This is a genomic window from Marinoscillum luteum, from assembly GCF_044005705.1.
GTDB classification, from domain to species: domain Bacteria; phylum Bacteroidota; class Bacteroidia; order Cytophagales; family Cyclobacteriaceae; genus Marinoscillum; species Marinoscillum luteum.
Map to the genome: position 1 here is coordinate 184,674 of NZ_JBIPKE010000014.1, position 12,865 is coordinate 197,538.

The 12,865-nt window shown below is 46.2% G+C and carries 7 protein-coding genes; all 7 read right to left on the reverse strand.

What is annotated here, in order from left to right; genetic code table 11:
* Positions 1-834 precede the first annotated feature (834 nt).
* Complete coding sequence (gene pckA / locus ACHKAR_RS06810; RefSeq protein WP_395416709.1) at positions 835-2,460, reverse strand: phosphoenolpyruvate carboxykinase (ATP); 1,626 nt, start codon at positions 2,458-2,460, stop codon at positions 835-837.
* A 25-nt stretch (positions 2,461-2,485) separates the two neighbouring features.
* Positions 2,486-3,838 (reverse strand): Ig-like domain-containing protein, encoded by a 1,353-nt coding sequence (locus tag ACHKAR_RS06815; RefSeq protein ID WP_395416710.1) that lies wholly within the window; start codon positions 3,836-3,838, stop codon positions 2,486-2,488.
* A gap of 70 nt (positions 3,839-3,908) precedes the next feature.
* Positions 3,909-5,672, reverse strand: a complete 1,764-nt coding sequence (locus ACHKAR_RS06820) for an Ig-like domain-containing protein (protein WP_395416711.1) — start codon at positions 5,670-5,672, stop codon at positions 3,909-3,911.
* A 5-nt stretch (positions 5,673-5,677) separates the two neighbouring features.
* The gene (locus ACHKAR_RS06825; RefSeq protein ID WP_395416712.1) at positions 5,678-7,183 is read right to left on the reverse strand and encodes an SLC13 family permease; all 1,506 of its coding nucleotides are present in this window, start codon (positions 7,181-7,183) and stop codon (positions 5,678-5,680) included.
* Positions 7,180-7,962 carry a hypothetical protein gene (locus ACHKAR_RS06830; protein ID WP_395416713.1) on the reverse strand — a complete coding sequence of 261 codons (783 nt, stop codon included), beginning with the start codon at positions 7,960-7,962 and terminating at the stop codon, positions 7,180-7,182. The genes ACHKAR_RS06825 and ACHKAR_RS06830 overlap by 4 nt, the downstream gene beginning before the upstream one ends.
* A gap of 4 nt (positions 7,963-7,966) precedes the next feature.
* Complete coding sequence (locus ACHKAR_RS06835; RefSeq protein ID WP_395416714.1) at positions 7,967-9,397, reverse strand: SusD/RagB family nutrient-binding outer membrane lipoprotein; 1,431 nt, start codon at positions 9,395-9,397, stop codon at positions 7,967-7,969.
* Between the two features lie 11 nt (positions 9,398-9,408).
* Entirely contained in the window at positions 9,409-12,642 is a 3,234-nt protein-coding gene (locus ACHKAR_RS06840) for a SusC/RagA family TonB-linked outer membrane protein (protein WP_395416715.1), read from the reverse strand.
* Positions 12,643-12,865: the final 223 nt, after the last annotated feature.

The following is a 12,865-nucleotide window of genomic DNA, read 5'->3' on the forward strand; positions in this document are numbered from 1 at the left end:
AAAATAATAACAAATATTTACGACCTCCCTCAAAAAATTGAGTCCCTGTTTATTGAGTCAAAGAATATTCCCGTTTAAACGCAATTTGCTCCGTTTATTCATTTGACTTATTGCTTTTTAAGTGTTTTCCATACATTTACCTAATTAATTCGCAAAGGCGAGTAAATTTTAGGCGGTGATTGATCTGGCGAAAGCCAGATCCTAAGATTCGATTCCAACCAGTTATGGATCGATCTTAAACTGGGGGCAAGTTTCTTGCCCCCTTTTTTTGTGCCCGTCTAAATCCGATCAAACGGAAATTAGGATCAAGCGGAATTCCTGTGGGGAGATTGTATTAAAAGTGGATAGTGACCCGTAATCTGGCACCTCATGTGACTCAATCCAACTGATTGGCTACCTATCTTCATTTCTTTGCTTGCCCTAGGCGGCGTAGACAAAGAAAGCATTTAGTGGTAGTACAGAAGGGCACCAACCTAGCCGGTCGCACGCAAAAAATCATTTTAACTCATCGTGTTTCAGCCTTTTTTTGGAATTTTATTGGAGTCAAAATGATTCACACTTGTCCCGGCCGGGCAAGGCTTGGATGCCCCACCCTCCTGAGCGTTCCTACTTTTCGAAATTCACAGTCCATTAATTGGGCTTTACAAAATATAACTATATAGAGTTACCACACACCAATATTGCTTGATCCTAGTGATCCCAAAAAAGCACTAACCTCACTGGTCCGACAAGGCCTGGCACCAATCCTCCTTTATACCTGTACATTCCTGAATTACGACGTACACCGTAACCTTTTGCAAGTATTTTAGAATACGTTTTGTCCCTTTCGGATATTCAGGCCTTCTGGTACTGCTCGTTCACTTTGGGTTCTCCCAACAGAATGTCCGCTCCGGTATTCCCTCTGAATTGGTCAAAGTTCTTATGGAACTTCAAGACCAGCTTATTAGCCATTTGGTAAAATGCCTGGTCGTTCTTCCAGGTTTCTCGTGGACTTAGAATTTCTGCCGGCACACCAGGGCAGCTGGTAGGAATCTCCGCACCAAATAGCGAGTGGGTTCTATATCCGACATTGTCCAAAATGCCAGAAAGCGCAGCTGAGATCATGGCTCGGGTATATTTGAGTTTAATTCTGGAACCCACTCCATAAGGCCCTCCTGTCCATCCTGTATTGATGAGCCACACGTTAGTATGATTTTCCTCCAATTTGCGCCCGAGCAGCTTGGCATACTCAGCTGGGTGGAGGGGCATGAAAGGTGCACCGAAGCAGGCAGAAAACACAGGCGTTGGCTCTTTCACACCATCCTCAGTACCAGCTACTTTTGAGGTATACCCGGATACAAAATGATACATCGCTTGAGCAGTTGACAATCGCTGGATAGGGGGCATTACCCCAAAAGCATCGCAAGTCAGGAAAAAAATGTTTTTCGGAATACCTCCTATAGAGGGCTCCACTGCATTAGGAATGTAACTAATAGGATAAGAAACCCTCGTGTTTTCAGTAACCTCTACATTGTCATAATCCACCTCGCGTGATTCTGGCAAAAATCGGGTGTTTTCCAAAATGGCTCCGAACTTTATGGCATTGAATATTTCGGGTTCCTTCTCATGACTCAAACCAACTGTCTTGGCATAGCATCCTCCTTCGAAGTTGAATACATTGCGCATAGTCCAGCCATGCTCGTCATCACCAATCAATAGTCTTTCCGGATCAGCCGAAAGGGTGGTTTTACCGGTTCCGGACAGTCCAAAAAAGATAGCCGTATCCCGATCCTTTATACCCATATTGGCAGAGCAGTGCATGGGGAAGACTCCCTCCTCAAGGGGCAGGAGAAAATTGAGCACAGAAAAAATTCCCTTTTTCATTTCTCCAGAGTAGCCTGTACCTCCAATAAGGATGATCCGACGGGTCAGGTCAATGACTGAAAAATTTTCCTGTCGTGTCCCATCTGTTTCGGGATCTGCCAAGAACCCCGGGCAGTTGATGATGGTAAAGTTTGGTACGAAAGTCTCCAGTTGGTACCGCTCTGGTCGGATAAACATGTTGAAGCAAAAAAGATTATGCCAGGCCACAGTATTAATCACCCTCAATTTGATGCGATGGGTCTTATCTGCTCCAGCATAAGCGTCTCGTACATAGACTTTCTTATCAGCCAGATAGCCAAGCATTTTGGCATACAATCGGTCAAAACTATCCGGAGGGATTGGAATGTTAATATCCCCCCACCACACGGCATTTTCAGTTTTAGAATCCCTGACTATAAATCTGTCTTTGGGTGAGCGCCCGGTAAACTGACCCGTATCGCACATGAGGGCACCTGTGTCCGAAAGTGTCCCTTCGCGGTTTTGTAGTGCGATTTCGGTGAGTTGAGAGGGATCCAGATTCCACCAGGCCTCTTTTACCTGTTTGATTCCTGATTCTGTGAGCCCCGATTTTTTGGACTTAATACCAAACTCTAGCATGGTTATATAAATTATTAGTGGTTGATTAATTGAGTTTTTCGCTCAGAAGTATGGAGAATTCCTGTGACAGGAACATCCCTTGTCCATCGTGTCCTATCCCGTCCACAATGCTACGGGTATGTGCATGCTGACCCGGATAATAAGCATTCATAAAAGTGAAGATATTCTCTCCACGCTGATACCTGGTGGACCCAAGCAGTGTTGCGCTGCAGTCAGAGGTGTTTAGGGCGCCATCGTTGCTCGTGTTATTGCCCAAAAAGTAAACCACTTTTCTGCCAGCAAACTGACCATTGAAGTCTTCTGGGGAAAGTCCATTCAGATAAGATGGAGCACTCTGAAAGCCAAGCGGCCAGTAATTGTATCCTGCACAATCTGACGGCTCAAAAAAGGTTCCGGCCTGTTCATTGTATCGATAGTTATTGGGATAATACAAGTACTGACTGTTAGCTACCACATATTCGAAATCGATGGCGCTATGAATGCTTTGTGAGAAATTGGCCCCTGCATAAACATGGGTGAAAAGGCCCCCGGAAGAATGACCCGTAACCAGTATTTTTTCCAAAACTGGAAACCGTGACTTGTCCACTAAGATATTGATCAAGCTATCTACTAAAGCAAACGAGCTGATCCTTACATGGCCATTGGAGGGTTGCCCTTCCCGCCAACTGGAAGTATTCCAGTAAAAATCCTGATCATTAGCGTCGGATTCTCCTTTGAACCATGGAGCCAGGAGTACCGTATTGTTTTGAAGTTCCGTATTTCTGAGTGCAGTTGTGAGGTAGGTGAAGTAATTATCAGCATCCCTGTTTTGTCCATGCACCACAATGACAGCATTTCGAAGTGTTTCCCATTGAGCGTTTTCCAGAAGGATGGGGTGGCTGCTATAAAAGTCAAAGCTTGCCGATTGTCCCTGATCCTCTACCTCCAATGTCTCGATACACGAGAGGTTAGTACAGGGAGCCAATTCGCGGATGATTTCGTCTTCGGCTGTGGTGAAGTTGACCATGAACCCTTCCTGAAGTGATTCGCCGCTGGCTCCTATTTCTCCTACTGACAGTGTGAGCGTATATTGAGTCTTGTAGCTCAGATCTGCGGTGATCTGAGCCTTTGACTGTGCATTGGACAGTAAAACCTCCACCGGAACCATCGTGTCCTCTGCCTCCAGGGAAAGGTGAGCCTTCAGCTGGTCCAAATCCACAGAAGCATCAAACACAAGTGAAATCTCAGAATCTATCTGCACCCCTGACAACCCATCCGTCAAAGCTGCTCCATTTATAGTGGCAGAAATAATGATGAGGTTCTTCGGTGCAGGAGTTTGATCTCCGCAAGACACTAAAGCCATGCTCAGTATCACTAGCAGCATTAATTTTAACTTCATCGAACGTTTTTTAGTAAAAAAAACCAAGGGTGTCTCAATTCACACTTAATGAGACACCCTTAATTTCATTTTAATCACAAAAAGTATATGGACAGGCAGAATTTTGAGTGGTGGTGGATGTTGCTGCACAATCCACCCCTCCATGGGTCCATTTACTGCCTACTTTGTAAGCCCATGATCCGGCATACTCCCAAGGCTGACCTGTGCCATCCACATCAGAATCTCCGAATACCTCAATAATCGTAGATCCCTCAAATAGCTCAATGGCATCATCTCCATTTTGATTCATGGCATCCGTCTCAAAGACATGATTGAATCCACTAAAGCAGGTGCCAAAATAGGTGCTCAGCGTGTTTACTTCCCTTGCCAGAAGAATGTGATCTCCCTCAGACACAGACATGGATGTTAGAGAATACTCCAGCCCATCGGTGCCTCCGCCATTATTTGCTACACCTACACCATATACTCCCAGATCGGCTATATCTCGATTTGCCAAAAGGTGCACGGCCTTTCCTCCATTGGTACCAGAACCATCCCACGAAATGGCCAAAACCCCCTTGAGAATAAGTGGATTGTCACACAATGGATATATGCAGTCCGACTCCAAGGTACTGGAAGACCCCTCGCTGCAATTAACTAATCCTGTAGTCCAATTGCCACCCAACTTATATGCCCATGACCCGGCATATTCCCAAGACTGGTCTGTTCCATCTATATCAGCATCTCCGTAAGTCTCTATCACCGCTGTACCCTTGAATAACTCAATGGCATCATCCCCGTTCTGGCTCATTTCATCGGTTTGAATGGTGTGCTCAAACTCCCCATAACATGTAGTTTCAAAATAGCTCTCGAGCGCCGATGGTTCACGAGCTATCAGGATATCCTCACCCGCCAATACCGACATAGTGGGTAGGTTGAACTCTATGCTGTCGGTTCCACCTCCATTATTGGCGACCCCCAGGCTATACAGGCTAAGATCGGCAATATCCTCAACGGCCTTCAGGTGTACAGCCTTACCGCTGTTGCCGTCAGTTTCAGTAGCCCATCGCAACGCCATCACCCCTTTAATGATCAAGGCTGGCAGTTCATCATTGATCGTCAGGTTGATATGTTGTGTTGCACTCTCTACGGCATTGATGAGCTCACCAATGGTAACCTGAACACTCTCCTCTCCCTCAATGTCCGAATCGTTAATGGCTGTAAGGGTCACAGTGCTACTTGTGCTCCCTTTGGGGATACTTAAACTTTCAGCACTGAGAGAATAGTCCATACCGTGTATCGCATTCCCTGCAAAAGACAAACTCACCGTCACATCCACTGTGGTAGGTTGATTAATTGTAGCGCTGATCGATGCAGACTCTCCTTCAAGAAGGCCTGTTTTATCCACCGATAGCGTGACCTGCGATGGAACAAATGCTTTGGTGGAAAAAGTAAGAGCATAGTCGTCTACCAGAGCCTCTCCGCTGGCACCATAGCTTCCTCCAGGCAAACTGAGGGTATAACTTGTCTCATAATCAAGAGGTGAGGAAAATGCGATGGTGACAAATGAATTGGTTTCGTCGTAACTGAACACATAGTCAGTCACATTGCTAATGGACAAAGCCTCCTCCAGAGCCGTAGTGTTCAATGAGTGTGAAAAGACCATTTCAATCTGTGGGTTTTCTGTTTCCACTTCACTACCCTCCTCCAGTGCCGTAGCATTATAAGTAATAGAAATCACCCGCAGGTCGTTCGAGATGGCTGGGTTTTCTTCCTCTGTGCAGGCAGTCAGCAAGGTCATCGAGACTACCAGCAAAGCAATCAGGTATTTGATATTAGAGTTTATATTTTTCATGATCATCAACGATTGAGGTTAGTACTATTTAGATTTTGAAATTGCTTAAACCCTTCCGGGAAAAGGTTGGGATCAATGTCCCACAAGTAAGGCAGCGCGAAATAGGTAGCTATGGTGATCAGCATTATGGAAATGAGGTTCATCCAGAACCCTGAGCTGATCATATCAGGAATTCGGAGGTAGCCAGACCCGAAGACCACTGCATTAGGGGGTGTGGCCACCGGGAGCATAAAAGCACATGAAGCTGCCAGAGTTACAGGTACCATGATCATAAATGGATGCAAATTGAAAGACAGAGCCATAGGGGCAAGTACTGGTAAAAGCATGGCCGTAGTGGCCAGGTTGGAGGTGATTTCCGTCAGAAAATTCACAATGGTCACCAGTACCAAAATCAACACAATCAATGTAAGTCCATCCATTCTGGTCATTTGATTGGCAATCCACTCAGCCAGACCGGTAGAAGTAAATCCTTTGGCCAGAGCCATTCCACCACCAAAGAGCAAAATGATGCCCCAGGGCAGTTTCACAGCCTCTTTCCATTTGATCAGTTTTCTTGACCTTGTTTTGTCCGGGATCATAAAGAGGACCACCGCAGAAGTCATGGCAATGATGGTATCATCAAGTCCGGGAATAACCTTTTGGAGCAGTGACCTGAAAATCCATGCGAACGCTGTACAGATAAATACCACCAAAACGGCCTTTTCTTCAAAGCTGATTTTGCCCAGTGCCCGAATCATGTCTCTAATCTCCCCTTTGCCTCCCGGAAACTCGATTTCATCAAATCGAAAAGCATATTTGGTAAGATATCTCCAGCAAATCACCGTGAGAATAGCGGAAGTCGGCAAACCAAACATCATCCATTCAAAGAAGCTCAGTTTCACATTGTAGATTTCCTCCAAAATGCCGGCCAACACCAGATTGGGAGGTGTGCCGATCAATGTGGCAATGCCACCGATCGATGCACTGTAAGCAATCCCCAGCATTAAAGCTTTTCCCAGAGCATTTCCATCATGTGCCGAGCCATTGGTATTTTTCTTAAACTGAGAAACAATGGCCGTGCCTATCGGGAGCATCATCACAGAAGTCGCTGTATTGGATATCCACATGGAGAGGAAAGCCGTAGCTACCATAAATCCCAGAATGATGTTGGAAACATTTGAACCTATAATCCGAATGATGTTCAAGGCTATTCGTTTGTGAAGTCCCCATTTTTCTATGGCAATGGCCAAAATAAACCCACCCATATACAGGAATATGTACTTGTGCCCGAATGACTCTGTGGTACTGCCAATATCCAGTGCGCCGGTCATTGGGAAAAGTAAAATAGGCAGCAGGGCTGTCACCGCTATCGGTACAGCTTCCATCACCCACCAGATAGCTATCCAGACGGTAGAGGCCAGCACATGATAGGCTTCTATATTCATGGACTCCGGTGGCCCCACCATCTCCATGATCAGGAAAGAGAGCGGCCCCAAAATCAAAGCAAATGTTTTGTTATACTTTCTGATCATTTCTTAATGTGTTCTGGGTTGAGGATGTGAGCTTCCACTACCGCTTGCAAAAACTCAGCGTTCTCTTGACTCATCATCGCCAGGTACAGCTCTTCTCCATTTTTATCTGTTATTTTGATCCGATCTGCTAAACCGATAGGGCTCTCGCCAGTGAGCATGGCGTAAAAAACGCAGGCCGTCAGATATGTCCCCGCTGTAGATGGATGACTTCCATCTTCATGAAACAACTCCAAATCCGGTCGCAGACTTCTCACCTGTGCCCACACCTGCCCAACAGGCGCGACCTCCGTAGTGCTCACCTTACCCAGATCGCTATAACCTGCAGAAATCTTTTCCTGCATCAGTGGGTTATATGCTCTGGCCCACGTTTCATACAGCATCGGCCTGGCACCTGACTCTCTGATCAGATCAATAAACTTTTGGCCATAGGATAAAAATTCTTCAGGTGTATCGATGCTGCTCAGGCTGTGGTTTTGAATGACCACCACGTCCCATTGACTTTGTGTTATGAGTTGTCTGGTTTTTAGTCCCTTTTCACCATCCCAGTGTTGCCTAAGTGAAGCGCCACCGGCAGTGGATTTTCTTGCCATCATCGGGAAATCCCGCGATGCTCCCATCGCAGCCACCATCTGGGGAAGGTTCCAGAAGTAGGTATAACTATTGCCTACAAAAAGCACTCGGAGGGTATCCTTAGGCTGAGCATCCAGACGGCTGGCTACCAGACAAAAGAAAAAGACCAACAAAACAGAGAGATTCTGCCTATATCGAAACTGCATCATAATATTATTGATTTACCATTGTGGCCTCAAAAAACCCGGGAATGGGATTCGGCACATTTTTATTTCTATCTATTTCTGACTGTGGATAAATAAACCTCTGGGGCAATTCATTGCCTGTATTGGGAGCCACCGGCACCCGCACCGTACCCTCACCCAAAGTGCGCCGAGTATCACAAAAGCCCTCTATCTGCCCAAAAAGGGTTACATATCGCTCCTGCAGAATTTCCCGTAGCAAAGCATTTTCTGAAGACAGTCCATCAGGATTTTCCATGCCTCCATTATCAAAGTCAGCAGAAACATAAGGATCGTAAAGGATGTCGGCAGGGCTCGCACTAGTCAGGTAACCACCTGTAGACATAAAGGCCCTGAACTCGTTGAGATGACTAAGGCCAATGCCAAAATTCTGGGATCTAAGGCCCGCCTCAGCCAGGATCAATAGGTTTTCTTGATAGGTGACCATCGGAGCGGAGGCCTCTTGGGCGGCCAACCCACTAATGGTATTAGGTTGGGTACCTACATCACTAATTTGGAAATAAAATTTATACCTCCCCGTTTCGTTGGTCTTGGTATTGCCCCGATAGTTAGCGATCTGCGGGTTTGTAGCAGGGTCTGGTGCCACCAGACTAGTCATAAAGTCTGAGGTGATCAGGTCGGCTCCTCTCACCTGCACGGCAAAAAACTGATAAGTGAGATTAGACTCATCGGCACCACTCCCATGCGGGGCATAGAGTGAGCTGGCCATAGACTGAATGCCATTGGCTGCCGCCGCATAAGCTGCTTCATAATTCTTCACATGCAGGAAATATCTCGCCTTAAGCGTATATGCCACCTCAGTCCAGGCATCAGGGTTCCCATCGAAGAAGATGTCGGATCCGCTGGTAGGCCTGCCTGTACCAGTGGATAGGTTGAGAATGGCTTCATTCAAAAGCAATTGTATTTTCTGATAAACCTGAACCTGTGCTTCAAACTTTGGATGCTCTATGGAAATGTCCGCTGCTTCATCAAAAGGGATATCACCAAATAGAGATGCCTCTGTACCATAGGCCATGGCCTGGATAACCTGAGCAATCCCGGCAGTAACGCCCTCTATGCCCTCCTGAGCTGCTGCTTCCTGAGCCTCCTTGGCATTCCGAAGTGTGTTCACAAAAGCATCATCCCACAAGTTGTCAAAGTCACTGGTAGTGACAGTATAGGAGTCAAACCCCTGGTGCTGCCGCTGTATCCCCGTATAATATCCACAGAAGATACCAGCCCTTCGTGCTGTTTCACCTGTCTGTAAAATGATGTTTCCCACTTCCGCACCTGTAAGGATGTTTTGATAAGATGCTGTTGTAGGGTTATTGGGGTCATCGTTTAGGCCTTCCACCAGTCCTTCACATGAGATCAGAATGCCCACGCCCAATAGTGATAATATGAATATGCTAGGTAATTTCATGTCTTTATCGTTTAGAGGTTGAGAAGTAGGGTGAATACATAGGATTTTGTGCTGGGGTTATTGAAGTAATCAATTCCCCTGGCAGCGCTCACTCCGTTCAAATTGGTATCGGGATCATTTCCTTCAAACTTGGTCCAGAGGAAGAGATTTCTTCCTGTAGCCGAGATTTCTGCGGATTTCACCCCGAGTTTTTTCAGAAATGAATTAGACATTTGATAACTCAGGCCAAGCTCTCTTAACCTGGTCCACGAACCATCTTCGATGTAGAGTTCATCATTTCCATTGCCAAAGAATCCGCCATCTCCCAGATACCAGGGTTCTGTGAGGGCCACAGGCCCTGCGCCGAAATCATGTACCACTCCCCGGAAGGTTGTCCCCATCGGAATAACGTTACCGTTGTAATCCAGCAAATTCTGTGTTGACATTGATTCTTTTGCCGACCCTTCCCATCGGCCCAGGTCATATAAGACAGATTTGGTGCCTGCATAGATATCTGCTCCCTGAAATGTCTCAAAAAGTGCAGAAAGTGCGAAGTTTTTGTAGCGAATGGTGGTGGACACAGATCCTTGCCAGTCTGGATTAGGATCACCGATCACGCCTTCCAGTTGATCCTGCTCTGGAAATCCGTTTTTGTCATAGACGATATTTCCGGCATCATCTCTGAGCGTTCTGGATCCCCAGAGTACTCCGAGTGACTTGCCTTCCACCGCTCGGTTGTTTACAGCATCCAATCCTCCTAGTGCGAGGGACTCCACACCGGCCAGATCTGTCACTTTGTTTTGCACATCCGTGTAGATTACATTGGCTTGCCAACCAAAATCCTTCGTCTCAATAATGGTATAACCCAGGTCAAGTTCTACTCCTTTATTTTCAATTTCAGCGCCATTCGAATAAATCCGATCGTAGCCTCTTGAATTTGCAATAGGAAAATCGAGGAGCACATTTTCGGTAGTGTTTTGAAAATAAGTTGCACTCAGGGAAAGTCTGTCTTTGAGGAACCTCAGGTCGCCTCCCAGTTCAAATTCCTTTTTTCTTTCTGGCTGAAGGTTAGGGTTTCCACGAGAAGTGCTTGGAACAAAACCTCCGTTGCCATAGAGTCCCAGGTTGAGCCCACCACCGAATTGATCAGAGTAAGTAGGAGACACAAATACATTGCTGGTATTATACCGGGCAGGCTGCACACCCACCTCACCATAAGATGCGCGAAGCTTACCAAAAGAAACGCCTTCCACGTCCAACAGTTGATGAAACTGCCATGCCGCCGATACTGAAGGGAAAATAAAAGTATTATCTGCCTGGCTACCGAAAGTTGACGCAGATTCTGCCCGTATGGTTCCATTGATAAAGAGGGCATCAAATGCAGAAAACGTCATGGAGGAATATAAACCCACCGTTCTTTCCTGTCCAAAGGAGCTCTCTACCGTTCTGTTCTCAGGCAGGGCGTTGTCTATATCTCTGGTGGGGCTGGCCACATCAGTAAATTGTATAAAGTTAGAAATCTCACTGCCATCTACTTTCAGCTGCTTATGGTTAAAATTGAAACCAACCAGAAGGGACAAATCAAAATCACCACCAATGGATTTGGTTGCCTTGGCGATATAATCCATATTAAAAATAAGGTTGGAGGCAAGGTTGGAACTGAAAGTGCCTGTGCGGTATTCTCCGGCCGCAGATCCGGGCGTATTGAACTCCTGTCTTTCCTCACTATAATGATCTATGCCCACCCGACCGATGAGATCAATCCAGCTTGTGGGTGAGTAAGTCAGCTTCAGGGTATTGATAAAACGATTGACGGTAGCCAGATTCTCTTGTTCATTAATGGTCCAGAGCGGATTATTATAGGTAGGAGTAGCGTCTGCGGCTAATGGCTCCCGATACGACCTGTGTCTGTTAGACACTGGTGCCGCATCCGGCCCTGCATAATAATCTCCTCGGTACCCCGAGATATCAAAGTCTGTGGGATTCCGCAATAGGCCGAGATAAAGACCTGATGAGCTCGCCCCTCTTCTTATCCTGTTAGAATTAGTTTTGGCGTAAGTCAGGTTAGCATTTATTCTAAATTTTTCATTGAGCATGTGCTCACCATTGAATCTTACGCTCGTTCTCCGATAATCAGAATTATTGCGAATAATTCCCTCCTGATTCAGATCGCTCACGCTAAAGAACGCAGTGCTGTTAGCATTCCCTGCGGACAAGCTAATGTTGTTTTCGAGAAAATGACCATTTTGAAAAACCTGATCGAAATTGGAGTCATCGTATGTTTCCTGAGATTTTTTGTCACTGATCGGGTACCAGATTTTGCCATCCTGATCCACAAAGTACTCGCCAGAAGTTTCAAACTCGTCTTGTCCGCCAGCCCTTTCAGATATTTTGTCTCCCCAGGAATCCCGTGCCCGACCATTATACACACCATCGTTGCCCTGACCAAAAGTGTTTTGGAGCGGGTATTTCCGATTGATTTGATCTACTGAATAGCTCGACTTAATAGTCACTTTCAGGTCTTGATTGTATTTGCCACTCTTGGTCGTAATCATGATGACCCCTCCAAGTGCCTGAGTGCCCCATAGTGCTGCCGCCGATGCACCTTTCAACACCGTAATATTCTCAATGTCGTTGGGGTTGATGTCATTCAGCCTCGACTGCTGGGCTATTCGACCAGCACCGTTGCCACGCACATCGTTGCTAATAGGCACTCCATCTACAACGATCAGCGGCTGGGCATCACGCGTGATCGTAGACAGTCCACGTATCTGAATGTACGCCCCGGCACCCGGGTCTCCAGAGTTTCGGGAAACCCTCACCCCAGAAGACTTTCCTGAGAGCGAATTCAGCAGAGTGCTCTCAGCAGCTTTGCTCACGGATTCACTATTGACCACCGAATTGGCATACCCGAGGTTATCACGATTTTCCTTGAAACCCAATGCTGTCACAATCACCTCATCCAACTCTTCCAGGTCAATCTCTAAGGATACATCAATCGATTCAGGCCCATTGACCGTTTTCCTGAGGGTTTCAAATCCCACAAAACTAAAAGTGAGGAATGAACCATTCTGCGCCTTGATGCTAAATCTGCCATCAACATCTGAAGTGGTTCCGTAGTTGGTGCCCTCTACCATAATAGTGGCCCCTATGATAGGCTCACCATCCGGGTCCTTCACAGTACCACTGATGGTCTGCTGCGCAATTGCCCCCAGACTGGATAGCCACAAGGCGCAGAGGATTAGAATTAGTTTGTTTTTTGGCATAGGTGTCATTTTTTGGTTGATAAAAAGTATAAAACCACTCGCCAGCAGCCCTCGAAAGCAACATATTCATAATATATCGCATTCGCATAGGTCTGAAAATGAGTGATTCGTAATTATAGGGGCATTTTTTTGCGAAATACATACTTTGAGAGATTATATCCTTTTTCAAGGAATTTTATGCGATTTCAACAAATCCGGCCAAAAAGAATCGGAGCCTATTTGC